Raw genomic sequence first — 25311 nt, forward strand, 5'->3', positions numbered from 1 at the left:
ACTCCAGCCCGAACCCGCCTAACCCCCCTCCATGAACTCCCCGAGCAACCCCCGCAGCCGCCCCCACCCCCGCTCCCGCACGAACTCCCCCTCGCCCCACCGCAGTGCCGGCACCGTGACCACCCAGCCGGCCGCGTCACGTTCCAGGACATGGACCTCGGCGATGCGACGCCGACCCCTCCGGTCCCGTACGAGGTGAAGAACCACCGACAGGGCCGCCGCCAACTGGCTGTGCAGGGCACCGCGATCGAGGCCGGCCGCCGTCCCGAGAGCCTCCAGGCGGGCAGGCACGTCATGGGCGGCGTTCGCGTGGACCGTGCCGCAGCCCCCCTCGTGCCCCGTGTTCAACGCGGCGAGGAGCGCCACGACCTCAGGGCCCCGCACCTCGCCCACCACCAGGCGGTCCGGCCGCATGCGCAGCGCCTGACGCACCAGGTCGTCCAGGGCCACGAGCCCAGCCCCTTCCTGGTTGACGGGCCGCGCCTCAAGCCGCACCACATGTGGATGGTCGGGCCGCAGCTCGGCGGAGTCCTCGGCGAGCACCACGCGCTCCCCCGGCCCCACCAGGCCGAGCAACGCGCTCAGGAGCGTCGTCTTACCGGACCCCGTACCACCGCTGATCAGGAACGACAGCCGGGCATCGAGAAGGGCCCTGAGCACCCGGTCCCCGCCGGGCGGCACCGTCCCCGCCGTCACGAGCTCCTCCAGCGTGAAGGCACGCGGCCGGACCACCCGCAGCGAAAGGCAGGCACAGCCGACGGCGACGGGCGGCAGGACGGCATGGAGGCGGGTCCCGTCCGGCAGCCGGGCGTCCACCCACGGCCTCGCGTCGTCCAGGCGCCGCCCGGCCACCGCCGCGAGCCGTTGCGCGAGCCTCCGTACGGATGAGGTGCTCTCGAACGACACGCCCGTCAGCTCCAGGCCACCTCCCCGGTCCACCCACACCCGGTCGGGCGCGGACACCAGTACGTCGGTCACCGACGGATCGGCGAGCAAGGGCTCAAGCGGTCCCGTGCCCACGAGTTCGGAGCGCAACTTGCCGGCCGCACCCAATACTTCGGCGTCCCCGAGAAGCTTCCCTTGAGCCCGGAGCGCCTCCGCGACCCGCGCGGGGGTCGCCTCCGCGCCGTTCTCCGCGAGCCACTGCCGCACCCCGTCCAACATGCGCGCGCCCACGACGCCACTCACACGCCGCGCACCGTCATCACCGACCACACCCCCGCTCACACGCCGCCCACCGTCATCACCCACCACACCGGCACTCACAGCCCACGCCCCTCGACTCGCCACACCTGCACCTCACCCGCACTCACACCCACGCCCACCCCGACATGCCGCCCCCGCTCTCACACCCCACCTCCCTCTGCCGCCGCAACCGGCACCCGCTCCCAAAACGCCGCGCAGAACCGCGCGAGCGGCCCCCGCGCCGCACCACCCGGCGGCAGTCCGCCCCCATCGGCCGCCGGCAGCGCGCCCTCCGCCGGAAGTTCACCGACCAGCGGAAGCCCGAGAAGCCGCGCGACCTCATCCGGATCGAGCGCGCCGGCCACACCTCCGCGCGAGGGCCCCACCACCACGCGCAGATCCCGCAGCACCATCCCCACGCCGGAGGCAACCCGCTTCGCCGCCGCGACGGCCCTCAGCTCCGGCGGCACCACAAGCAGCCCCAGATCCAGCTGGGCGAGCGCCTCGGCCGCCCCCTCGTCGACCCGGCGCGGCAGATCCACGACGACCGCGCCGCCCCGCCGTCGCGCCGCGGCCAGCACCGCCCGTACGGCTTCAGGCGGGACCGCCACCGTGTCGCCCCGATCCCAGCTCAGCACCCGCAGGGCGTGCAGCTCGGGCAGCGACTCCTCCAGCGCGCCACCCGCGACCCGTCCCCGCGACTCCGCGAACGCGGGCCACCGCATCCCTTCAGCAGCCTCCCCGCCAAGCAGCACATCGAGCCCACCGCCAAGCGGATCCGCGTCGACGAGGAGGGTGCGCCGCCCGGTCCTCGCCGAGGTCACGGCGAGTGCGCTCGCCAGCGTGGACGCCCCGGCCCCGCCTCGCCCGCCGATCACCCCGACGGTGAGCGCGGGCCTCCCCACTCCTTCGGCCACGTCGGCGATGCGGTCCATCAGCCACTGCTCGCCGTCCGGCAGCATCAGCACATGGTCGGCACCGATCTCGACGGCCCGCCGCCACACTCCCGGATCGTCCTGGTCACGCCCCACCAGCACGACGCCACGCCGCCGCGCCACACCCCGTACCCGCTCGACCGCGTCGTCGCCGACGAGCACCAGCGGCGCCGATTCCCAGCTCCCTCTGCGCTCCGGCACCCCGTGATGGACCTCGGGCCGCGCGCCGGCCGCGGCGCACAGCCGCAGCAGGTCGTCCAGCAGATCCACGTCCTCCGTCACGATCAGCGGTGTCCGCCGCCGCCCGTCGGCGACCGGCGCCCGGTCGCATGTGATGGCTCCCGCCACGATTTCCGCCCCCTCGCTCGCTGTCCCACTCGCACCTGCGAGCCGGCCACTCCCCTCGCGCAGCGCAGGCCGGCCGACAGTCCTGCCGACTGCCCGACCGGCGAACGGAACCGGTAATGAACACCGGTCCCGACTTCGCGAGTGGAATCACCGTGCAGCGATCCCGGAAATCGTGTGGATCTTGGTCAATTACTGTGGACAAGAGAGTGCTTGTGAATATCCCCATCACCCATACCGGTGACATCACTTGTGCCATCTAGGGCGACCCCTCAACTACCCTCTCCACGCCTTCCACAGAGCAGCCTCTCGACTACGCTCGGTGACGGAGATCGGACGCGAGGAGCCGCGAGCCAGCGACTCGGCGCAGGGCGGCAACAGGGTGGAGAACGCAAAAGTCCGGACCCAAAGTGGGTCCGGACATGCGACGACCCCCGCCGGGGGGGAGAGCGGGGGTCGTCCCCACGGTCCGACTCGGGGGGGGAGGAGCCAGACCGGGTTAGCACGGTCGCGAACGATCCGTGACTTCCATGGTGTACCCGAGAGCCTTCTCAGGCAAACCCACGCGCCAAAGCTTACGCCGAATGGTGGGCGCCTATGCTCGAGCTCGTGGAAAACCACTCCTTGACGCACTCGATGCCCCGCACAGCCGCGTTCTTTGACCTGGACAAGACGGTCATTGCGAAGTCGAGCACGCTCACCTTCAGCAAGTCGTTCTACCAAGGCGGGCTGATCAACCGCAGGGCGGTGCTGCGGACCGCGTACGCGCAGTTCGTGTTCCTCGCCGGCGGCGCCGACCACGACCAGATGGAGCGGATGCGCTCGTACCTCTCGGCACTCTGCCGCGGATGGAACGTGCAGCAGGTGAAGGAGATCGTCGCCGAGACGCTCCACGACCTGATCGACCCGATCATCTACGACGAGGCCGCGTCGCTCATCGAGGAGCACCACACCGCCGGGCGCGACGTGGTGATCGTCTCCACGTCCGGCGCGGAGGTCGTCGAGCCGATCGGCGAACTCCTCGGCGCGGACCGTGTGGTGGCCACGCGCATGGTCGTCGGCGACGACGGTTGCTTCACGGGTGAGGTGGAGTACTACGCGTACGGGCCGACGAAGGCGGAGGCGATCGAGGAGCTCGCGCGGTCCGAGGGGTATGACCTCTCGCGCTGCTACGCGTACAGCGACTCGGCGACCGATGTGCCGATGCTGAAGTCCGTCGGCCACCCCTTCGCGGTCAATCCGGACCGGGCGCTGCGCCGTGAGGCCATCGCGCGAGAGTGGCCGATTCTCGACTTCAACCGGCCCGTCCGGCTCAAGCAGCGACTGCCCTCTCTGTCCGCACCGTCGCGGCCGGCCCTCGTCGTCGCCGCCGCTGTCGGCGCCGCTGCGGCGACCGCGGGCCTGGTCTGGTACGCCAGCCGCCGACGCGCCACGGTCAGCTGACCGGCCTTTTTATGCGGGCCCGCCGCACGGTCGCGGAACAAACCCGTCATCCGGCCGCCCGTTTCGCCCCTAATTGAACGTAAAAGTAAAGAAGTACGGCCAGGGGTTTCGCTTCCTCCCTACCTGGAGTACAAATAAGGCAACGGCCCGCGAGACCAAGGGACATCCGAGAGGATCACCTTAAAACGCAACCAAGGCCCCACGGACCGAGCATGAACACCAGGCACCCACGCGACGTCGACCCGTCGATTACGGGCCAGCCGCACCAGGCCACGGGCTAAGTTCCCGACCTGATGGGCAATTTTCGAGGACGCTTGGTAACCAGGTGAACATGCCAGCGGCGGTACGAGGACTCGTACCGCCGCAACCCTGTTCAGGGCCTTTCCAGGAACCCGTTACGGCGCCTACGCCGCTCCGCGCTGGAGCGCCTCGCACACCGCCGTCGACTCTCTGACGCCGAGCTCCACGGACCGCCCGCAGTGCGCGATCCACGCGGCAACCCCTTCCGGGGTGCCCGACACATAGCCCTCGAGTGCGGCCAGATAGTCGGCGCGACCCTGCTCCGCATGCCCCACCTCGGCCGGACAGATCGACTTCGGGTCGAGACCGCTGCCCACCAGGACGATGCGCTCGGCCGCGCGCGCGACCAGCCCGTTGTGCGACCCGAAGGGCCGAAGTGCGAGCAGTTCGCCGTGCACGACCGCCGCGGTGACCAGTGCCGGGGCCGAGCCACCCGCGATGATCAGCCCCGAGAGCCCTTCGAGCCGGCCCGCCACTTCCTGCGCATCCGGCAGCGGCAGCTCGACCAGCGGCTCGTCGACCGGCTCGCCACCCTGCCGGGGGCGCCCCACCGTGTCGCCGTTGTCGGCGGCCGCCACGAGGTGCAGACGTGCGAGCACCCGCAGTGGGGACTGCCGCCAGATCGACAGGAGCTGGCCCGCCTCCGCCGTCAGCCGCAGGGCGGCGCCCACGGTGCGCGCCTCCTCGTCCCCGCCCGCGCCGCTGAAGTCGGAGCGCCTGCGCACCTCTTCGAGCGGCCAGTCGGCACCGGACAGCGCCGCACTGCCGCGCGCGCCGCGCAGCGCGGCTTCGGAGGTGACGGCATGGCTGCGACGCCGCATGACCCGGTGGCCGTAGACCCGGTCCACGGCCTTGCGCACGGAGTCCACGGAGTCGGCCACGCCCGGAAGGGCCCCGAGGGCGGCAAGGGGGTCGGCTGTCGTACTCATGGGTACGACCCTACGCAGTCCAGGGCCCCGCCCCACGAAGGAGTGGTCTTCTTCACGCAGGACGGACACGAACAGCGACCACCCCACTACCCTTGGTGAACATGAAGATCGCTTTCGTGGGGAAGGGCGGCAGCGGGAAGACCACGCTGTCCTCGCTCTTCGTCCGTCACCTCGCCGCCATGGGCGCCCCGGTCATCGCGGTGGACGCCGACATCAACCAGCACCTGGGGCCCGCGCTGGGGCTCGACGACGACCAGGCGGCCGAACTGCCCGCCATGGGCGCACGCCTCCCCCTCATCAAGGACTACCTGCGCGGCTCGAATCCACGGATCGCCTCCGCGGACACGATGATCAAGACGACCCCGCCCGGCGAGGGCTCGCGCCTTCTGCGGGTACGTGAGAACAACCCGGTGTACGACGCGTGTGCCCGACCCGTGGAACTCGACGGCGGGGCCGTGCGTTTGATGGTCACGGGCCCCTTCACCGAAGCCGACCTCGGTGTCTCCTGCTACCACTCCAAGACCGGAGCGGTGGAGCTGTGTCTGAACCATCTCGTCGACGGCCGCGACGAGTACGTGGTCGTCGACATGACCGCAGGCTCGGACTCCTTCGCCTCCGGCATGTTCACCCGCTTCGACATGACGTTCCTCGTCGCCGAGCCGACGCGCAAGGGAGTCTCGGTCTACCGCCAGTACAAGGAGTACGCACGGGACTTCGGCATCACACTGAAGGTCGTGGGGAACAAGGTGCAGGGCCAGGATGACCTCGACTTCCTCCGCGCACAGGTGGGAGACGACCTGCTCGTCACCGTCGGGCACTCCGACTGGGTACGCGCCATGGAGAAGGGCCGCCCTCCCCGGTTCGACCTCCTGGAGGAGCCCAACGCGGCCGCCCTGCGCACGCTCCGGTCCGCCGCGGACGCGGCCTACGCGGGCCGCGACTGGGAGCGCTACACACGCCAGATGGTCCACTTCCACCTGAAGAACGCGCAGAGTTGGGGCAACGCGAAGACGGGCGCCGACCTGGCGGCCCAGGTCGACCCCGCCTTCGTCCTCCAGGAGAGCGTGGCCGCCACCGCCTGACCGGCACGGCCACGCCCGACAGTGCTCGGCTACCGCTTCACCGCCGGCGCTCCCGGTACCCCCTTGGGTGCCGGGGCGGGGCTGATCGACATGAAGGATGCCCAGCCCTGCTTGGGGGCCTGGCCGACACCCAGCTTGGTGAGCCGGTCCAGGGTCTTCGGGTCCTGGGCGTCCAGCCAGTCGGCGAGCCGGCGGAGGGAGACGCAGCGCACCTCGGGCTTGTTGCACACGGCGTGGACGGTCTCGTCGACGGCGCGCATGTAGCTGCCGCCGTTCCAGGACTCGAAGTGGTTGCCGATGACCAGCGGCGCGCGGTTGCCTTTGTAGGCGCGGTCGAAGCCTTGAAGGAGGCTGTCGCGCATCTCGTCACCCCAGAACTCCTGCTTGTCGGCGTCGCCCTGGGTCGCGGCGCCCGACCGGTTGATCATGAAGTTGTAGTCCATGGTGAGCTGCTCGTCCTTGTGCCCGGGGAACGGGACGAGCTGCATCGACAGGTCCCACAGACCGTCGTCCTTGTCGGGCCAGACCTGGTCGTTGACGCCGCTGGTGTCATAGCGGAAGCCGAGGTCGTGGGCCGCTCGCCGGAAGTTCTTCTGGCCCTCCAGGCACGGGGTGCGGGCGCCGATGAGTTCCTTGTCGTAGTCGAAGGGGAGCGGGGCCGCGTTCTTCATGCCCGCGTTCGTCTTCCAGGACTTCACGAAGTACTTGGCCTGGCGGACCTAGTCCTTCCAGTCATCCACCGACCACTCGCCGACGCCGCCGCCCTTGCCGCAGAAGTGGCCGTTGAAGTGCGTGCCGATCTCGTTGCCCTCGAGCCAGGCGCCGCGGAGCTGGTCCACGGTGTCCTTGATCCCCTGCTCGTCATTGAAGCCGACCTCCGAGCTGCCCGGTGAGCGCCGCGGCGGCCGGTAGAAGTCGCGCTTCTCCTCCGGGAGCATGTACACGCCGCTGAGGAAGTACGTCATCGTCGCGTTGTTCTCCCTGGCGACCTTGCGGAAGTGCGAGAACAGCTTCCGGCCGTCCTCCCCCGCGCCGCCCCAGGAGAACACCACGAACTGCGGCAGCTTCTGGCCGGCCTTCAGGCGCTCGGCCTTCGGCAGACGCGGCTGACCTCCGGCGAAGGCGGTCGAGCCGTCCTCGATCAGCCGAATCGCGCTTCCCGGCGCGGGGGCGGCCTCCTTCGGGCCGGGAGCGCCCTTCTGGGGACCGGTCGCCTGGTGGTCACGGATCGCGCAACCGGACAGGACTGCTGCACACGCCGCGGCGACGGTGAAGCTCGCGGCCAGCTTCTTGGTGGCGGCCATGTCCGACCACCTTTTTCCTTGGGTCTCTTCGGCTCGGATCTCTTCACGTCAGCGCGGGACCAATGTGGTGAAATGCCGCATTTATCAACGGCGCCGCCAACGTCGCACGAGGCCCAGGGAAGGATTAATACGACAAGCCAAAGAAAGCCCCTATTCACCCATTGAGGTGAACCGATGCCCCATTTGACCCGAAAACCCGTCCACAACCTTTACTCTGCATTACTATCCATTTACCGAGAGTTGATTTATCCCGCCGCTGCACGCCGTGATCCACGGCCGCGACCCTGCCCCGCCACAGACGGGGCCCCTCGTTCCGCGACCGCGCTGCCCCGGAGGAGACGGGAAACATGTCAGCCTGCGTCCCCACACGCCCTGCCGATCCGACACGGACCGACGAAACCAGCCGCACCCATCCACCCCACAGCCCGCCGCCGAAGCCGCCCCGCCGCTTCCGCGTCTCGGGCGCCGACCTCTCCGCGTCCGCGGCGGTCTTCCTGATCGCCCTGCCGCTGTCCCTCGGAATCGCCCTCGCCACCGGGGCCCCGCTCCAGGCGGGACTCGTGGCCGCCGCCGTCGGCGGACTCGTGGCCGGCCGCCTCGGCGGCTCCCCGCTGCAGGTCAGCGGCCCGGCCGCCGGCCTCACCGTCGTCACCGCCGACCTCATCCACCGCTACGGCTGGCGGACGACCTGCGCGATCACCGTCATCGCCGGAATCGCCCAACTCGGCCTCGGCTGCCTGCGCGTGGCCCGCAGCGCGCTCGCCGTGTCCCCCGCCGTCGTCCACGGCATGCTCGCCGGAATCGGCGTCACCATCGCGGTCGCCCAGGTGCACATCGTGCTCGGCGGCACCCCCCAGAGCGCCGTCCTCGGCAATCTCCGTGCGCTGCCCGCCCAGTTGACCCACGTGGACCTGGCCGCACTGGGCCTGAGCCTCCTGACGCTCGCGGTCCTGTTCGCCTGGCCCCGGATCCCCGGACGTGCCGGGCGGGCTCTGCGCCGGGCGCCCGCCGCGCTCGTCGCCGTCGCCTGCGCCACGGCGACCGCCGCGTTCGCCGGGATCACCGTGACCAAGGTCGACCTGCCGTCCTGGAGCAGCCACGCCCTCGCCGGCCTGCCCGAAGGGCCCGTACTGGGCCTCGTGGCGGCCGTCCTGACCGTGACGCTCGTGTGCAGCGTGCAGTCGCTGCTCGGCGCCGTCGCCGTGGACAAGCTCGCGTCCTCGAAGCCCGCCCTGCGGCCGGCGGCCCGCCGCTCCGACCTCGACCGGGAGCTGCTCGGCCAGGGGGCGGCCAACATCGTCTCCGGCACCCTCGGCGGACTCCCCGTCGCCGGGGTCGCGGTCCGCAGCGCCGCGAATGTGAACGCGGGCGGTGAGAGCAGGAACTCCACGATGCTGCACGGCGTTTGGGTAGTAGTGGCCGCGCTCCTGATGGTCCCGGTGCTCGAGCTGATCCCCCTCGCCTCACTCGCCGCCCTGGTCATGGCCGTCGGTATCCAGATGGTGTCCCTGCACCACATCCGGACGGTCACGCGCCACCGTGAGGTCCTCGTCTACGCCGTGACGACGCTCGGCGTGGTCGTCCTCGGGGTACTCGAGGGTGTCGCCCTCGGTATCGCGGTCGCCGTCGCGGTTGCCCTGCACCGGCTCGCCCGCACACGGATCACCCACACCGTGGAGGGAACAGGCAGAACAGACGAAGCAGACAGAGCAGGCGCTGCGGGCGCCGAAAGCCGAGGCGGGACGCATCACGTGCGAGTGCGCGGGCAGCTGACGTTCCTCGCCGTGCCCCGGCTCAGCCGCGTACTGCACCAGGTACCCCAAGGGGCCTGCTGCGTCGTGGAGTTGGACGGGTCCTTCATGGACCACGCCGCGTTCGAGTCCCTGCAGGACTGGCAGAAGTCGCATGTCGCGCAGGGCGGGAAGGTCGAGGTGACCGGGCGGGCGGGGACCCGTATCGCCGAGCCCGCGTCGGCGTCGCACTCCTGCTGCCGGCCGTGGACGCCTTGGCGCAACCACCACTGCGACCGCCCGCAGACCGAGACCGCCGCTCCCCCGGCCGGCGGTGGCGGGTATCAACTGGCCAGTGGCATCAGCGCGTTCCAGCGGGACACGGCGCCGCATGTGCGGGACGAGCTCGCCCGGCTCGCCCGTGAGGGGCAGCGGCCCACCCAGCTGTTCCTGACCTGCGCCGACTCCCGGCTCGTGACGTCGATGATCACCTCAAGCGGCCCCGGCGACCTCTTCGTCGTCAGGAACGTGGGGAATCTGGTGCCGCTGCCGGGCGCCGAGAGCGGTGACGACTCGGTCGCCGCGGCCATCGAGTACGCCGTCGACGTACTGAAGGTGCAGTCGATCACCGTGTGCGGGCACTCCGGCTGCGGTGCTATGCAGGCGCTGCTCAACAGTCCGCCCGAGGGCGGCGCGCAGACACCCCTGAAGCGGTGGCTGCGGCACGGCCTGCCGAGCCTGGCCCGCATGGCGGCCGCGAACCAGCCCTGGGCGCGGCTCGCGGGGCGCGCCCCCGCCGACTCGGTCGAGCAGCTCTGCCTGACCAATGTCGTCCAGCAGTTGGAGCATCTGCGGGCGCACGAGTCGGTGGCCCGCCGCCTCCAGGAGGGCTCGCTCGAACTGCACGGGATGTACTTCCACGTGGGCGAGGCGCAGGCCTATCTGCTCACCGAGCGGCCCGACGAGGTGTTCGACCAGGTGGCGCCGGAGGGCGAACTGCGCCCTGCCTGAACCCGTCCGTGAGAGCGTGCGTGCCGATGAGTGACGCCATCGGCACGCACGTATAGAGCCCAACAGGTCTAAACCATTATTCGGACCCCCCTTGTCACCGAGGGGGGCCGTCTGATGAGCTGTGGTCTGGGACACAACGGACACCCTGGGAAAGGGAGATGTCGTGAGCAACGAAAGCCTGGCCAACCTTCTTAAGGAAGAGCGAAGGTTTGCGCCGCCGGCCGACCTGGCGGCCGCCGCCAACGTCACCGCGGAGGCGTACGAACAGGCCAAGGCTGACAGGCTCGGCTTCTGGGCCGAGCAGGCCCGCCGGCTGACCTGGGCCACCGAGCCGACCGAGACCCTCGACTGGTCGAACCCGCCGTTCGCCAAGTGGTTCGCCGACGGGAAGCTGAACGTCGCGTACAACTGCGTCGACCGCCATGTCGAGGCCGGGAACGGCGACCGGGTCGCCATCCACTTCGAGGGTGAGCCGGGCGACAGCCGGGCCATCACCTACGCGGAGCTCAAGGACGAGGTCAGCCGCGCGGCCAACGCGCTGACCGAGCTGGGCGTGCAGAAGGGCGACCGCGTCGCCGTCTACCTGCCGATGATCCCCGAGGCCGTCGTCGCGATGCTGGCGTGCGCGCGCATCGGTGCCGCGCACTCGGTCGTCTTCGGCGGATTCTCGGCCGACGCCATCGCGGCCCGCATCCGGGACGCCGACGCCAAGGTCGTCATCACGGCCGACGGCGGCTACCGGCGCGGCAAGCCGTCCGCGCTCAAGCCCGCCGTCGACGACGCCGTCAGCCGCGTCGACGGGGTCGAGAAGGTCCTCGTCGTCCAGCGCACCAAGCAGGACGTCGCCTGGACCGAGGGCCGCGACGTGTGGTGGCACGAGATCACGCAGAAGCAGTCGGCGGAGCACACGCCCGAGGCGTTCGACGCCGAGCAGCCACTGTTCATCCTCTACACGTCCGGCACCACAGGTAAGCCCAAGGGCATCCTGCACACCTCCGGCGGCTACCTCACGCAGGCCTCGTATACCCACCACGCGGTGTTCGACCTCAAGCCGGAGACCGATGTCTACTGGTGCACGGCCGACATCGGATGGGTCACCGGGCACTCGTACATCACCTACGGCCCGCTCTCGAACGGCGCGACGCAGGTCATCTACGAGGGCACCCCGGACACCCCGCACCAGGGCCGCTTCTGGGAGATCGTGCAGAAGTACGGGGTGACGATCCTGTACACGGCGCCGACGGCGATCCGCACGTTCATGAAGTGGGGGGACGACATCCCCGCCAAGTTCGACCTGAGCAGTCTGCGGGTCCTCGGTTCGGTCGGTGAGCCGATCAACCCCGAGGCCTGGATGTGGTACCGGAAGAACATCGGCGGCGACAAGTGCCCCATCGTGGACACCTGGTGGCAGACCGAGACCGGCGCGATGATGATCTCGCCGCTGCCCGGCGTCACCGAGACCAAGCCCGGCTCCGCCCAGCGTGCCCTGCCCGGCATCTCGGCGACGGTGGTGGACGACGAGGCTCACGAAGTACCCAACGGGGGCGGCGGTTACCTCGTCCTGACCGAGCCGTGGCCGTCGATGCTGCGCACCATCTGGGGCGACGACCAGCGGTTCATCGACACGTACTGGTCCCGCTTCGAGGGCAAGTACTTCGCCGGTGACGGCGCCAAGAAGGACGAGGACGGCGACATCTGGCTGCTCGGCCGGGTGGACGACGTGATGCTGGTCTCCGGCCACAACATCTCGACCACCGAGGTCGAATCCGCGCTCGTCTCGCACCCCTCCGTCGCCGAGGCGGCGGTCGTGGGCGCGGCCGACGAGACGACGGGTCAGGCCATCGTGGCCTTCGTCATCCTGCGCGGCACCGCCAACGCCGACGACGAGGGCCTCGTCGCCGACCTGCGCAACCACGTGGGCGCGACACTCGGCCCGATCGCCAAGCCGAAGCGGGTCCTGCCCGTGGCCGAGCTGCCCAAGACCCGCTCCGGGAAGATCATGCGGCGCCTGCTGCGTGACGTCGCGGAGAACAGGGAGCTGGGAGACGTCACGACCCTGACGGACTCGTCCGTCATGGACCTCATCCAGACCAGGCTCCCGGCCGCGTCGAGCGAGGACTGACCACGCCGCACACCACGAAATGGGCACCCGGCGCCGAACGCGCCGGGTGCCCATTTCGTGCGTAAAGTGACGATCACCAGGTATGGCCCGCGTACACCCGGTAGGGTGAATCCTCAGGTGTGCCGGGAAGTCTGGTCGGCAACGCCGTCGACGACCCCTCGTCGGCGCGTTCGCGAAAGCCGAACCCGACCGGAGGTCTTCACCCGTGGCCGCGCCCGCCCCCAGCAAGAACAGCCGTAAGGCCCTCGGCCGGCTCTCTCTTCCCGAGCGTACGTTCGTGGCGGACGCCCTGCGTGCCGAGACCGTCGGCGGAGTACTGCTCCTCGTCGCCGCGATCGCCGCCCTCGTCTGGGCCAACACCCCGCTCAGCGACAGCTACGAGGCCGTGCGCGACTTCCACATCGGCCCCTCCGCGCTCGGCCTCCACCTGTCCCTTGAGCACTGGGCCGCCGACGGACTGCTCGCCGTGTTCTTCTTCGTCGCCGGCATCGAGCTCAAGCGCGAACTCGTCGCCGGTGACCTGCGCGACCCCAAGGCGGCCATGCTGCCCGTCGCCGCCGCGCTCTGCGGCATGGCGATCCCCGCGCTCGTCTACTTCCTGGTCAACGTCACGGGCGGCGGCTCGCTCGACGGCTGGGCCGTGCCGACCGCCACCGACATCGCGTTCGCGCTGGCCGTCCTCGCCGTCATCGGCACCTCGCTGCCGTCCTCGCTGCGCGCGTTCCTGCTCACGCTCGCCGTCGTCGACGACCTCTTCGCGATCCTGATCATCGCGGTCTTCTTCACCAGCGACATCAACTTCGCGGCCCTCGCGGGCGCCGTCGTCGGCCTCGCCGTCTTCTGGCTGCTCCTGCGCAAGGGCGTACGAGGCTGGTACATCTACGTGCCGCTGGCCCTCGTCATCTGGGGCCTGATGTACAACAGCGGCATCCACTCCACCATCGCCGGTGTCGCCATGGGGCTCATGCTGCGCTGCACCCGGCAGGACGGCGAGGAGCACTCCCCCGGCGAGCACATCGAGCACCTGGTGCGCCCCTTCTCGGCGGGGCTCGCCGTGCCGATGTTCGCCCTTCTCAGCGCGGGCGTCGCCGTGTCGGGCAGTGCCCTGACCGACGTGTTCACCAAGCCGGAGACGCTCGGTGTGGTGCTCGGGCTCGTCGTCGGCAAGGCCGTCGGCATCTTCGGCGGCACCTGGCTGACGGCCCGTTTCACCCGGGCCTCGCTCTCCGACGAACTCGCCTGGCCCGACGTGTTCGCGGTCGCGTCCCTCGCCGGCATCGGCTTCACCGTCTCGCTCCTCATCGGCGAACTCGCCTTCGCCGGGAACCCGTTGCTGACCGATGAGGTCAAGGCCGCCGTCCTGATGGGCTCCCTCATCGCGGCGGTCCTGTCGAGCGTCCTGCTCAAGCTCCGGAACGCCAAGTACCGCGCGGTCTGCGCCGACGAGGAGCGCGACGACGACCTCGACGGCATCCCCGACATCTACGAGGAGGACAAGCCGGAGTACCACTTGCGGATGGCGGAGATCTACGAGAAGAAGGCCGCCGAACACCGCAGGCTTGCCGAAGTGACGGGCGGGGCAAGCGACGGGAGCAGTCGTCCGGCATGATCTGACAGCAGGTCTGCTACAGATGCCCGTAAAGAGAAGAGGGAGTACGCGATGAGCGCACCCGACGGCACACCGGTCGGCGCCGAACGCAGCATCGGCCAGCTGGTCGCCACGGCCACGACCGAGATGTCCGCGCTGGTGCACGACGAGATCGCCCTGGCGAAGGCCCAGCTCAAGCAGGACGTCAAGCGCGGCGCGGTCGGCGGCGGCGCCCTGGCGGCAGCCGGCGTGGTCCTGCTCTTCTCCCTGCCCATGCTGAGCTTCGCGCTCGCCTACGGGATCCAGGCCTGGACCGGCGGGCACAACGGCGAGGGCGGCTGGAACCTCGGCTGGTGCTTCCTGCTGTCCTTCGCGGCGAACGTGCTGGTGGCCGGCCTGCTCGCGCTGATCGGCGTCGTCTTCGCGAAGAAGGCCAAGAAGGGCAAGGGCCCGCAGAAGGTCGCCGCCTCGGTCAAGGAGACGGCAGGCGTACTGGGGAACGCCAAACCGCACCCCCGTCAGGTGGTCCCGGCGAACCGAGTCGGCGACACGGTCGAGGCTGTGGCACGCTCGTCTTCATGACGGACCCCGCCACCCCTTCGGCCCAGCCCGCCTCGGTCGTACGCATCGGCGTCCCGGGCGGCGGCGAGCTGACCCACCGGGACGTCGCCGCCAACGGCGCGCGCTTCCACATCGCCGAGATGGGCGACGGGCCACTGGTCCTGCTCCTGCACGGCTTCCCCCAGTTCTGGTGGACGTGGCGGCACCAGATGGTGGCGCTCGCCGACGCCGGGTTCCGGGCCGTGGCCATGGACCTGCGCGGCGTCGGCGGCAGCGACCGCACCCCCCGCGGCTACGACCCGGCGAACCTCGCCCTCGACATCACGGGCGTCGTACGGTCCCTCGGCGAGCCCGACGCGGCGCTCGTGGGGCACGACCTGGGCGGCTATCTCGCGTGGACCGCGGCCGTCATGCGGCCCAAGCTGGTGCGCCGGCTCGTGGTCTCCTCGATGCCGCACCCCCGGCGCTGGCGCTCGGCGATGCTGTCCGACGTCAAGCAGACCGCCGCGGGCTCGTACGTCTGGGGCTTCCAGCGGCCGTGGGTGCCGGAGCGTCAGCTCGTCGCGGACGACGGCGCCCTGGTCGGGCGGCTGATCCGGGACTGGTCCGGGCCGCGCCTCCCCGACGACGAGGCCGTGGACGTGTACCGGCGCGCCATGTGCATCCCGTCCACGGCACATTGCTCGGTCGAGCCGTACCGCTGGATGGTGCGGTCGATGGCCCGTCCGGACGGCATCCAGTTCAACCGGCGCATGAAGCGTCCGGTGCGGGTGCCGACGCTGCATCTGCACGGCTCCCTCGACCCCGTGATGCGTACGCGCAGCGCGGCGGGCTCCGGCGAGTACGTCGAAGCGCCGTACCGCTGGCGGCTGTTCGACGGTCTGGGGCACTTCCCGCACGAGGAGGACCCGGTCGCGTTCTCCAGCGAACTGGTCAGCTGGCTGAAGGACCCCGAGCCCGACCGGTGACGGCCGCGCGGCCGCCCTCGCACGATCGGGTGACGCGTTCGAGCCATGTCCGGGAACAACTGTCCCTCGAACTGCCAATTGCCTGGCGCATAGGCCAATTGGGGGGCGTGCGCGCGATTACCGACCTTGGGGCACGGGCACACGTCGGGGTATGGGCTGGACGCACGACTACAGTGACGCAGCACGCAACCGCCGCTCAGCCACGGTGCTGAGCCGTCACCCGGGGGGTGGCCCGCAGGAACCGGGCCATGACCAAACCCCTCCGGGGATCAACATTCCCCGCATCCTGCGCCGCCGGGCCCGCTGGGTCTCGGCCCGGCTGCGGCACACACGCGACTGACGCGTCACCGGCCCGGCCTTCACCGCCTCCCGAACCTCACAGGGCGCAGTTGTCGCTGCCCACCTGCTGGTTGGCCGTGCGGCCGCGGTCGATGTCCTGGCTGATCTCGTCTCGGGTGAGCGCGTACCCGGTCTGGGCGCTGTCGAGTGACTTCGCGAAGACCACGCCGTACACCTTGCCCTCGGGCGTGAGCAGCGGGCCGCCGGAGTTGCCCTGGCGGACGGTCGCGTAGAGCGAGTACACATCGCGTTGCACGGTGCCGCGGTGGTAGATGTCCGGGCCGTTGGCCGTGATGCGGCCGCGCACGCGCGCGGGGCGGACGTCGTACGCGCCGTTCTCCGGGAAGCCGGCGACGATCGCGCCTGCGCCGCGCTCGGCGTCCGTGGACGTGAACTGGAGCGGGGGCGCCTTCAGCGTGGGCACGTCCAGTACGGCGATGTCGCGCTTCCAGTCGTAGAGGACGACCTTCGCCGCGTACATCCGGCCTTCGCCGCCTATCTGTACGTTCGGCTCGTCCACGCCGCCGACCACATGCGCGTTCGTCATGACGCGGCGGTCGGCGAAGACGAAGCCGGAGCCTTCGAGGACCTTGCCGCAACTGGGGGCCTGGCCGGTCACCTTGACGATGGAGCGCTTGGCCGTCTGCACGACCGGGCTGTTCGCCAGCTTCGGGTCGGGAGGCTGGACGTCGGTGATCGGCTCATTCGAGAACGGGCTGAAGACCTGCGGGAAGCCGTTCTGCGCGAGCGCGGACGAGAAGTCCGCGAACCACGTGTTCGCCTGCGTGGGCAGGGCTCTGGACACGCCGAGCAGGACCTTGGAGTTGCGCACTTCCTTGCCGAGCGTGGGCAGCGTCGTGCCGGCCAGGGCCGAGCCGATGAGCCAGGCGACGAGGAGCATCGCCACCACGTTCACCACGGCACCGCCCGTGGCGTCCAGGGCGCGGGCCGGGGACCAGGTGATGTACCGGCGCAGCTTGTTCCCCAAGTGCGTGGTGAACGCCTGTCCCACGGAGGCACAGACGATGACCACGATCACGGCGACGACGGCCGCGGTCGTACTCACCTTGGCCTCGTCGGTCACCGCGCTCCAGATGGCGGGCAGGACGTAGACCGCGACGAGGCCGCCGCCCAGGAAGCCGATCACCGACAGGATGCCGACGACGAAGCCCTGGCGGTAGCCCACGATCGCGAACCACACGGCGGCGACGAGCAACAGGATGTCCAGCACATTCACGTGGGCCACCCTGTCATGAGCGCCAGTCGAGTGGGACCTGCTTACTGCGGTCCCAGGGGCGCTCCCATCCCGCGTAGTGCAGGATCCGGTCGATCACTCCGGCCGTAAAGCCCCAGACCAGAGCCGATTCGACGAGGAACGCCGGGCCCTGGTGGCCCCTCGGGTGGACCGCCGTCGCACGGTGGCGCGGATCCGTGAGATCTGCCACGGGGACCGTGAAGACGCGGGCCGTCTCCGCCGGGTCGACCGCCTGCACCGGCGTCGGTGTGCGCCACCAGCCCAGGACCGGCGTCACCACGAAGCTGCTCACCGGGATGTACAGCTTCGGCAGGACGCCGAAGAGCTGGACGCCGCGCGGATCGAGCCCGGTCTCCTCCTCCGCCTCGCGCAGGGCGGCGCGCAGCGGCCCGTCCGTACGCGGATCGCCGTCCTCCGGGTCGAGGGCGCCGCCCGGGAAGGACGGCTGGCCCGCGTGCGAGCGCAGCGATGTGGCGCGCTCCATGAGCAGCAGCTCGGGGCCGCGCTCGCCCTCACCGAAGAGGATCAGGACGGCGGACTGGCGCCCGTCGCCGCTCTCGGGCGGCAGGAAACGGCTCAGCTGCAGCGGCTCGACCGTGTCGGCGGCCTTCACGACCGGGTCGAGCCACTCGGGCAGCCCCTCGCGGCTCAGCCGCACGGGCTCGATCTTCGTCACGCGCTCTTCGTGCGCCTCACTGTGTGCATGCGTCATAGGCACCCCCGTCCAACTGAACACAACGCTGGCGCCCTCACCGTTCGTTCCGCGATGCGTCACTCCCCCGTGGCGGGCGGCGCGGTGGCGCCGAGCGGGGGCGCCGGGATACCGCCGGCGTCCAGGTACGACTGCGGGGGCTTCAGGCGCTGACCGGGGAAGCCGCCCTTCTCGTACTTCAGGAGCTTCTTCGCCTTCTCCGGGTCGGTCTCGCCCTCCCCGTACGCCGGGCAGAGCGGCGCGATCGGGCAGGCGCCGCAGGCGGGCTTGCGGGCGTGGCAGATCCGGCGGCCGTGGAAGATCACGTGGTGGGAGAGCATCGTCCAGTCGCTCTTCGGGAAGAGCTCGCCGATGGCCTTCTCGACCTTGTCCGGGTCGGTCTCCTCCGTCCACTTCCAGCGCCGCACGAGCCGTCCGAAGTGCGTGTCCACGGTGATTCCCGGCCGCCCGAAGGCATTGCCCATCACGACGAAGGCGGTCTTGCGGCCGACGCCGGGCAGCTTGACGAGGTCTTCGAGACGCCCCGGGACCTCGCCCCCGAACTCGTCCCGCAGTGCCGCCGCGAGCCCCATGATCGACTTCGTCTTGGCGCGGAAGAACCCGGTGGGCCGGATCAGCTCCTCGACGTCCTCGGGGTTCGCGGCCGCGAGGTCCTCCGGGGTCGGGTACCTGGCGAAGAGGGCGGGCGTCGTCTGATTGACCCGCAGATCGGTGGTCTGGGCCGACATCACCGTGGCGACGAGCAGCTGGAAGGGGTTCTCGAAGTCCAGCTCGGGGTGGGCGTACGGGTACACCTCGGCGAGCTCACGATTGATGCGCCGGGCCCGCCGTACGAGCGCGGTGCGGGACTCGGGCTTGGCAGCGGCCTTCTTCGGGGGCTTGTCCGACTTCGCGGCGGCGGCCTTCTTCACGGGCTTGGCGGCGCCGGCCTTCTTCACGGCAGCACGCTTCCCACCGGAACCCACGCCACCACCAGCCCCCTTCCCCGCGGAAGCCGCAGCACCCCCGGCGCCATCCCCGACACCCCTAGCCTGCTTTACCCCTTTTGCCGCTTTCTCGGGCGCGGCCGGGGCCTGTTCGCCCACAGCGGAATTACGTCCTGCGGTCACCGTCCCAGCCCCCTTGGCCTCTGCTCTCACCGGCGTTTTGGACACTCGGCCAGCCTAAAGGCAGCCGCTGACATCCGCGGTGGACCCCGCAGATCAGTCCTCGATTGGCCCCCTCCCCCACAGCTTGCGACGCCCGTGCGGCAGACTTGTGCCTGAGTGACTGATCACACTGTTTGGACCGTCCGGCAAAATGGGGAGCGGGAACCCGGTCCCCGGATGCAGGTCGACATAGGAGAGAAACTCGTGGACGACGTTCTGCGGCGCGCCCCGCTTTTCGCGGCGCTCGATGATGAGCAGGCCGCGGAGCTCCGCGCCTCCATGAGTGAGGTGACCCTCGCGCGCGGCGACGCCCTCTTCCACGAGGGCGACCCCGGAGACCGCCTGTACGTGGTCACCGAGGGCAAGGTGAAGCTCCACCGCACCTCCCCCGACGGCCGCGAGAACATGCTCGCGGTGCTCGGCCCCGGCGAGCTGATCGGCGAGCTCTCGCTGTTCGACCCGGGCCCGCGCACGGCGACCGCCTCCGCGCTCACCGAGGTCAAGCTCCTCGGCCTCGGCCACGGCGACCTCCTGCCCTGGCTGAACGCGCGCCCCGAGGTGGCCTCCGCCCTGCTGCGCGCCGTCGCCCGGCGCCTGCGCAAGACCAACGACCAGATGTCCGACCTGGTCTTCTCGGACGTGCCGGGCCGCGTGGCCCGCGCGCTCCTGGACCTCTCCCGCCGCTTCGGCGTGCAGTCGGAGGAGGGCATTCACGTCGTGCACGACCTGACGCAGGAGGAGCTGGCCCAGCTGGTCGGCGCCTCCCGCGAGACGGTGAACAAGGCGCTCGCGGACTTCGCGGGCCGCGGCTGGCTCCGCCTGGAGGCCCGCGCCGTGATCCTGCTCGACGTGGAGCGCCTCGCGAAGCGCTCGCGCTGACACCTTCGTTCAAGGCGTACGGGTCCCGTCTCCCTCCGGGGAGGCGGGATCACCCGTTCACCGCCGCGGAAAATGCCGGGACTGCGGCCGCCCGACCCGGCACAGTGGGCCCATGGACCTCACCGCCCGCGGCCTGGACGAGCGCGGATTCATCGAGCGCGAAGGCTCTCTGAGCCGGATCCAGCCGGACTTCCGCCCCGTGGTGTCCGCGGCGCGCGACGGTCTGCTCGCCGGCTTCGGACCGCGGATGGCGAGCGCGTACCTCTACGGCTCCGTGCCGCGCGGCACCGCCCGCCTCGGCCGCAGCGACCTCGACCTCCTCCTCGCACTGCGCGAGGAGCCGACGGACGACGACAGGGCGGAGGCGGGCGCCCTGGCCGAAGGCCTGAACAAACAATTCGCCCAGATCGACGGCGTAGGGCTGCTGATCCTCAGCCGAAGCCAGGTCCTCAGCGACCTCGAACGACACGACCTCGGCTGGTTCGTGGCCTGCCTCTGCACTCCGCTCCTCGGCGAGGACCTGGCCGAATACCTGCCGCGCTACCGCCCCGACTCCCTCCTGGCCCGGGAGACCAACGGCGACCTGCGCCTGCTCCTGACGCGCTGGCGCGAACGCATCGCGCGAGGCGACGACCCGCGCACCCTGGACCGCCAGATCTCCCGTCACCTCGTCCGCACCGGCTTCACGCTCGTCATGCCCCGCTGGAACGGCTGGACCAGTGATCTGACGCAGATGGCCGAGGTGTTCGGCACGTACTACCCGCAGTGGGCGGACGCGATGCGACAGGCCTCCGAGGCGGCGTACGAACCGGTGGGCGCACCGCACACCCTCCGGGCGTACACCGAGGACCTGGGCCCGTGGCTGGCGGCAGAATACGAAGCCGTGCACGGAGTGAAGGCCCCCCGCCCCTGACCCGGGAAGCAGGACACCGATGAGTTCAGCGTCGACGGACAGCCTGGCCGAGCGATTCGAGGAGTCACGGGGGCACTTGCGCGCCGTGGCCTACCGGATGCTCGGCTCGTTCAGCGAGGCGGAGGATGCCGTACAGGAGACGTGGCTGCGGCTCGAGCGGTCCGACACCTCGGCCGTCGAGAACCTGGGCGGCTGGCTCACCACCGTCACGGGCCGGATCTGCCTGGACCTGCTGCGCTCGCGCAAGGCAAGGGGCGAAGAGCCCCTGGAAACCCACGTACCCGACCCGCTGGTCACGAGCCTCGACACCCCGGACCCCGAACAACAGGCGCTCCAGGCGGACTCGGTGGGCCTGGCGCTGCTCGTGGTCCTGGACTCGCTGGCGCCGTCGGAGCGGCTGGCGTTCGTGCTGCACGACCTGTTCGCGGTGCCGTTCGACGACATCGCGCCGATCGTGGAGCGCACGCCGGCGGCGACCCGGCAGCTGGCGAGCCGCGCGCGCCGCCGCGTCCAGGGAGCCCCGCCGCCGGAGACGGACCTGGTACGCCAGCGCGAGGTGGTCGAGGCGTTCCTCTCTGCGGCCCGCGAGGGCGACTTCGAGGGACTGCTGGCGGTCCTGGACCCGAATGTACTGCTACGGGCGGACGCCGGGGCAACAGACCTCTCGCGCCTGGTCCGAGGCGCTCACGCGGTGGCGTCCGGGGCGATCACGTTCCAGCGCATGGCACCGCACGTGCGCGTTGTGCTGGTCAACGGCTCGATCGGCCTCCTGGCACTGCCGGAGGGCCGCCCGGCATCGCTGATGTCCTTCACGATCACGGACACCGGAATCACAGAGCTGAACGTCCTGGCGGACGAGGACCGTCTGCAGCGCCTGACCCGGGCGGCCTGACCCGGGCGGCCCTCTAAATGAGCCCGTGCTCCGTCAAATAGTCGAGCTGAGCCAGCACAGACAACTCGGCAGCAGGCCACAGGGACCGATCCACACCCGCGTACACATGGGCAACGATTTCTGACGCCGTGACATAACCGCTCTCGACGGCGGTCTCGACCTGGGCGAGCCGGTTGGCGCGGTGGGCGAGGTAGAACTCGACGGCGCCCTGGGCGTCTTCGAGTACGGGCCCGTGCCCCGGCAGCACGGTGTCGACCCCGTCGTCGACGGTGAGGGACCGCAGCCGCCGCAGCGAGTCGAGATAGTCCCCGAGCCGCCCGTCGGGATGGGCGACGACGGTGGTCCCGCGCCCGAGCACGGTGTCACCGGTCAGCACGGCGCGATCGGCGGGCAGATGGAAACAGAGCGAATCAGCGGTATGCCCAGGCGCGGCGACAACACGCATCTCAAGCCCGCCAACAGCCACAACATCCCCACCGCCCAGCCCCTCGTCCCCAAGCCGCAGAGCAGGATCGAGGGCCCGCACCTTGGTCCGGGTCAGCTCGGCGAACCGGCCGGCCCCCTCCGCATGATCGGGGTGCCCATGAGTAAGAAGGGTCAGGGCCACACGCTTGCCGGCAGCCTCAGCGACCGCGACAACCGTCCGCAGATGCACGTCGTCGAGCGGCCCGGGATCGATCACCACGGCAAGCTCGGAACCAGGCTCGGAAACGATCCACGTATTGGTCCCGTCCAGGGTCATCGCGGAGGCGTTCGGAGCCAGCACGTTGACCGCGCGCGCGGTGGCGGGCCCGGACAGCACCCCGCCACGGGGCTGTCCGGGAAGGGCGGCGGCTTCGGTCATGCGGAGGCTCCCCCGGGCGTGGTCGGAATGTGCTTGGTGAACTCATCATGACCGGGCCAGGACAGAACAATCTCCCCGCCCTCCAGCCGGGCCCGAGCGAGCACAGGGGAAAGATCCTGCGCCGCGGCCCCCACGAGGGCCCCCTCGGCACTGTCGAAGCCGGCCAGCGCCCGCAGCGTCGCGATCGTGGGCGGCATCATCATCAGCTCGCCCTTGTCGTACCCTCCGGCGGCCTGCTCGGGCCGGATCCACACGGTCCGATCGGCTTCAGTAGAGGCGTTACGGGTGCGCTGCCCCTCCGGCAGAGCGGCGACGAAGAACCAGGTGTCGTACCGCCGGGGCTCGAACTCGGGCGTGATCCACCGCGCCCAGGCCCCCAGGAGATCGGACCGCAGAACCAGCCCGCGCCGCCCGAGGAACTCCCCGAACGACAACTCCCTCTGGACGAGCGCCTCCCGGTCGGCCTCCCAGGACTCACCGGTCGTGTCCCCCACCACGGACGCCGCATCGGGCCCGGCGAGCAGCACGCCCGCCTCCTCGTACGTCTCCCGCACCGCGGCACACACGATCGCCTGCGCCGACTTCTCGTCCACGCCGAGCCGAGCCGCCCACGCCGCACGCGAGGGCCCGCCCCACCGCACGACCGACTCGTCGTCACGGGGATCCACGCCCCCGCCCGGATACGCGTACGCGCCCCCGGCGAAAGCCATGGAGGCGCGTCGACGCAACATATGCACTTCGGGACCGGCGACCGCGTCCCGCAGAAGCATGACGGTCGCGGCCCGCCGCGGCACAGCGGCCGCCAGCTCACCCGCCGCGAGCGCACGAATCCGCTCGGGCCACTCCGGGGGATACCACTGCCCATTCGCCATGGCCGGAGGCTATCCGCTACCAAGCGGATGTTCGAGAGCCACAGACGATCAAGTACGGAACAGGGCAACCTGCGATCACCCACGTACGAGCAAGAAGGACCGCCGAACCGCCCACAGCCCCGCAGCCACGTACGAACCAGAAGGGGCCGGCGGATCACCCACCGGCCCCCGCCCCCACGAGACGGAGCGCACCGGAACGGCCCCGGACCGGACCCGGGACCTCAGCCCCAACTCCCAGCCCGCCCACAATCCTCAGCGGAGCGAAAAGCTCAACCCGAAACGAGCTCGACCTGAACCTCGACCTCAACAGGCGCGTCCAGCGGCAGAACGGCCACACCCACGGCGGACCGAGCGTGCACACCCTTCTCGCCGAGAACCTCGGCGAAGAGCTCACTGGCCCCGTTCACCACACCCGGCTGCCCGGTGAAGTCGGGCGCGGAGGCGACAAAGCCGACGACCTTCACAACACGAGCGACCCGATCGAGATCGCCGGCAACGGACTTCACCGCGGCGAGCGCGTTCAGCGCACACGTGCGGGCCAGCTCCTTGGCCTGCTCGGCGGTGACCTCGGCCCCCACCTTCCCGGTGACCGGAAGCTTCCCGTCCACCATCGGCAGCTGACCGGCCGTGTACACGTACACACCGGACTGCACGGCCGGCTGGTAAGAGGCGAGCGGCGGCACGACCTCGGGCAGGGTCAGCCCGAGCTCGGCGAGGCGCGCGTCGACGACCCCGCTCATGCCTTCGCCCGCTTCAGGTAGGCCACGAGCTGCTCGGGGTTGTTCGGCCCGGGCACGACCTGGACGAGCTCCCAGCCGTCCTCGCCCCAGGTGTCCAGAATCTGCTTGGTCGCGTGCACGAGAAGAGGCACGGTCGCGTATTCCCACTTGGTCATACGGCCGACTGTAGCCGCTGGACCGGCGATGACCGACAGCCTCCTGCGTAGCCCGCGCGCGGACTGGTTAGGCTCGAAGACGTGAGCAGGCTCCAGGTCGTCAGCGGCAAGGGCGGTACCGGAAAGACCACGGTCGCCGCCGCACTGGCGCTCGCCCTCGCGACCGAGGGCAAGCGCACTCTCCTGGTGGAGGTGGAAGGACGCCAGGGCATCGCACAGCTCTTCGAGACGGAAGCACTGCCGTACGAGGAACGGAAGATCGCGGTAGCCCCGGGGGGCGGCGAGGTGTTCGCACTCGCCATCGACCCGGAGCTGGCGCTGCTGGACTACCTCCAGATGTTCTACAAGCTGGGCGGCGCGGGCAGGGCGCTCAAAAAGCTGGGCGCGATCGACTTCGCGACAACGGTGGCGCCGGGCCTGAGGGACGTACTCCTGACGGGCAAGGCCTGCGAGGCGGTACGCCGAAAGACAAAACAGAACAAATACGCCTACGACTACGTGGTGATGGACGCCCCGCCGACGGGCCGCATCACGCGCTTCCTGAACGTGAACGACGAGGTCGCGGGCCTGGCCAAGATCGGCCCGATACACAACCAGGCACAGGCGGTCATGCGGGTTCTCAAGTCTCCGGAGACGGCGGTGCACTTGGTGACGCTGCTGGAGGAGATGCCGGTCCAGGAGACGTCGGACGGTATCGCGGATCTGCAGGCGGCGAACCTCCCCGTGGGCAGGCTCATCGTGAACATGGTGCGCCCGGCGGTCCTGGACGACGCCGAACTGACGCTGGCGCAGGGCGGCGTGCCCAGGGCGGCCATCGCCAAGTCCCTGTCCGCGGCGGGCCTGGGCGGCGCCCGCAGAGGCGGCAACGCCGAACGCCTGGTGACCCCGCTCCTCGACCAGGCGGCGGAGTACGCGGAACGGCACGAGCTGGAGCGCAGCCAGCGCGCGGTGCTGGCCGATTCGGGCCTGCCGCTGCACGAACTGCCGCTGCTGACCGAGGGGATGGACCTGGCGGGCCTGTACCGGCTGGCCACGGAACTGCGGAAGCAAGGGATCTAG

Annotated in this window: 22 protein-coding genes and 1 pseudogene; 12 read left to right on the forward strand and 11 right to left on the reverse strand. The window is 70.4% G+C overall.

The window, feature by feature from the left end:
• Positions 1-18 precede the first annotated feature (18 nt).
• A complete protein-coding gene (locus tag CG723_RS28175) occupies positions 19-1164 on the reverse strand; it encodes a TadA family conjugal transfer-associated ATPase (RefSeq protein WP_100596516.1) in 1146 nt (381 codons plus the stop codon).
• A gap of 182 nt (positions 1165-1346) precedes the next feature.
• Positions 1347-2468 carry a septum site-determining protein Ssd gene (ssd, locus tag CG723_RS28180; RefSeq protein ID WP_100596315.1) on the reverse strand — a complete coding sequence of 374 codons (1122 nt, stop codon included), beginning with the start codon at positions 2466-2468 and terminating at the stop codon, positions 1347-1349.
• A gap of 594 nt (positions 2469-3062) precedes the next feature.
• On the opposite strand from ssd, the gene CG723_RS28185 reads away from it, so the two are divergent.
• Entirely contained in the window at positions 3063-3908 is an 846-nt protein-coding gene (locus CG723_RS28185) for an HAD family hydrolase (RefSeq protein WP_100596316.1), read from the forward strand.
• 404 nt (positions 3909-4312) lie between these two features.
• Here CG723_RS28185 and CG723_RS28190 read toward each other — a convergent pair whose 3' ends face one another.
• Positions 4313-5137 carry an oxidoreductase gene (locus CG723_RS28190; protein ID WP_100596317.1) on the reverse strand — a complete coding sequence of 275 codons (825 nt, stop codon included), beginning with the start codon at positions 5135-5137 and terminating at the stop codon, positions 4313-4315.
• 101 nt (positions 5138-5238) lie between these two features.
• On the opposite strand from CG723_RS28190, the gene CG723_RS28195 reads away from it, so the two are divergent.
• Positions 5239-6219 (forward strand): ATP-binding protein, encoded by a 981-nt coding sequence (locus CG723_RS28195; RefSeq protein ID WP_199841924.1) that lies wholly within the window; start codon positions 5239-5241, stop codon positions 6217-6219.
• Positions 6220-6248: 29 nt separating this feature from the next.
• On the opposite strand, the pseudogene CG723_RS28200 reads toward CG723_RS28195, so the two are convergent.
• Positions 6249-7523: pseudogene (locus tag CG723_RS28200) on the reverse strand (hypothetical protein).
• A gap of 347 nt (positions 7524-7870) precedes the next feature.
• On the opposite strand from CG723_RS28200, the gene CG723_RS28205 reads away from it, so the two are divergent.
• The 6 genes from CG723_RS28205 (at position 7871) to CG723_RS47915 (ending at position 15843) form a co-directional block, all read left to right on the forward strand.
• On the forward strand, positions 7871-10264 hold the full coding sequence (locus tag CG723_RS28205) for a bifunctional SulP family inorganic anion transporter/carbonic anhydrase (RefSeq protein ID WP_100596319.1): 2394 nt from the start codon (positions 7871-7873) through the stop codon (positions 10262-10264).
• A gap of 121 nt (positions 10265-10385) precedes the next feature.
• Positions 10386-12386 carry an acetate--CoA ligase gene (acs, locus tag CG723_RS28210; protein ID WP_100596320.1) on the forward strand — a complete coding sequence of 667 codons (2001 nt, stop codon included), beginning with the start codon at positions 10386-10388 and terminating at the stop codon, positions 12384-12386.
• 205 nt (positions 12387-12591) lie between these two features.
• Complete coding sequence (gene nhaA, locus CG723_RS28215; protein WP_100596321.1) at positions 12592-13995, forward strand: Na+/H+ antiporter NhaA; 1404 nt, start codon at positions 12592-12594, stop codon at positions 13993-13995.
• Positions 13996-14046: 51 nt separating this feature from the next.
• Positions 14047-14556, forward strand: a complete 510-nt coding sequence (locus CG723_RS28220) for a phage holin family protein (protein WP_100596322.1) — start codon at positions 14047-14049, stop codon at positions 14554-14556.
• Complete coding sequence (locus CG723_RS28225) at positions 14553-15503, forward strand: alpha/beta fold hydrolase (RefSeq protein WP_100596323.1); 951 nt, start codon at positions 14553-14555, stop codon at positions 15501-15503. The genes CG723_RS28220 and CG723_RS28225 overlap by 4 nt, the downstream gene beginning before the upstream one ends.
• 151 nt (positions 15504-15654) lie before the next feature.
• Entirely contained in the window at positions 15655-15843 is a 189-nt protein-coding gene (locus CG723_RS47915; RefSeq protein ID WP_100596324.1) for a hypothetical protein, read from the forward strand.
• A gap of 36 nt (positions 15844-15879) precedes the next feature.
• Here CG723_RS47915 and CG723_RS28235 read toward each other — a convergent pair whose 3' ends face one another.
• The 3 genes from CG723_RS28235 to nth are packed head-to-tail and all read right to left on the reverse strand — an operon-like array spanning position 15880 to position 18774.
• The gene (locus tag CG723_RS28235) at positions 15880-17079 is read right to left on the reverse strand and encodes a MarP family serine protease (protein WP_100596517.1); all 1200 of its coding nucleotides are present in this window, start codon (positions 17077-17079) and stop codon (positions 15880-15882) included.
• A 13-nt stretch (positions 17080-17092) separates the two neighbouring features.
• Entirely contained in the window at positions 17093-17809 is a 717-nt protein-coding gene (locus CG723_RS28240) for an NUDIX hydrolase (RefSeq protein ID WP_199841925.1), read from the reverse strand.
• 59 nt (positions 17810-17868) lie between these two features.
• The gene (gene nth / locus CG723_RS28245) at positions 17869-18774 is read right to left on the reverse strand and encodes an endonuclease III (protein ID WP_442802594.1); all 906 of its coding nucleotides are present in this window, start codon (positions 18772-18774) and stop codon (positions 17869-17871) included.
• Positions 18775-19161: 387 nt separating this feature from the next.
• On the opposite strand from nth, the gene CG723_RS28250 reads away from it, so the two are divergent.
• From CG723_RS28250 to CG723_RS28260, 3 genes are all read left to right on the forward strand, one after another.
• Complete coding sequence (locus tag CG723_RS28250) at positions 19162-19836, forward strand: Crp/Fnr family transcriptional regulator (protein WP_100596519.1); 675 nt, start codon at positions 19162-19164, stop codon at positions 19834-19836.
• A gap of 112 nt (positions 19837-19948) precedes the next feature.
• Positions 19949-20749, forward strand: a complete 801-nt coding sequence (locus CG723_RS28255) for a nucleotidyltransferase domain-containing protein (RefSeq protein WP_100596326.1) — start codon at positions 19949-19951, stop codon at positions 20747-20749.
• A 19-nt stretch (positions 20750-20768) separates the two neighbouring features.
• A complete protein-coding gene (locus CG723_RS28260) occupies positions 20769-21641 on the forward strand; it encodes a sigma-70 family RNA polymerase sigma factor (protein ID WP_100596327.1) in 873 nt (290 codons plus the stop codon).
• A gap of 13 nt (positions 21642-21654) precedes the next feature.
• Here CG723_RS28260 and CG723_RS28265 read toward each other — a convergent pair whose 3' ends face one another.
• The 4 genes from CG723_RS28265 to CG723_RS28280 all read right to left on the reverse strand — a co-directional run bounded on the left by CG723_RS28265 (position 21655) and on the right by CG723_RS28280 (position 24252).
• Positions 21655-22485: an MBL fold metallo-hydrolase gene (locus CG723_RS28265; RefSeq protein ID WP_100596328.1), complete on the reverse strand. Its 831-nt coding sequence runs from the start codon at positions 22483-22485 to the stop codon at positions 21655-21657.
• Complete coding sequence (locus CG723_RS28270) at positions 22482-23357, reverse strand: NUDIX hydrolase (RefSeq protein ID WP_100596329.1); 876 nt, start codon at positions 23355-23357, stop codon at positions 22482-22484. Before CG723_RS28270 ends, CG723_RS28265 begins: the two co-directional genes overlap by 4 nt.
• A gap of 269 nt (positions 23358-23626) precedes the next feature.
• Positions 23627-24097 carry a RidA family protein gene (locus CG723_RS28275; protein ID WP_100596330.1) on the reverse strand — a complete coding sequence of 157 codons (471 nt, stop codon included), beginning with the start codon at positions 24095-24097 and terminating at the stop codon, positions 23627-23629.
• Positions 24094-24252 (reverse strand): DUF4177 domain-containing protein, encoded by a 159-nt coding sequence (locus tag CG723_RS28280; protein ID WP_020129281.1) that lies wholly within the window; start codon positions 24250-24252, stop codon positions 24094-24096. Before CG723_RS28280 ends, CG723_RS28275 begins: the two co-directional genes overlap by 4 nt.
• 81 nt (positions 24253-24333) lie before the next feature.
• Here CG723_RS28280 and CG723_RS28285 point away from each other — a divergent pair, with 81 nt between their 5' ends.
• Positions 24334-25311, forward strand: coding sequence for an ArsA family ATPase (locus tag CG723_RS28285; RefSeq protein WP_100596331.1), 978 nt, complete (start codon positions 24334-24336; stop codon positions 25309-25311).

The organism is Streptomyces sp. CB01635 (assembly GCF_002803065.1).
In the GTDB taxonomy this organism is placed as follows: Bacteria; Actinomycetota; Actinomycetes; order Streptomycetales; family Streptomycetaceae; genus Streptomyces.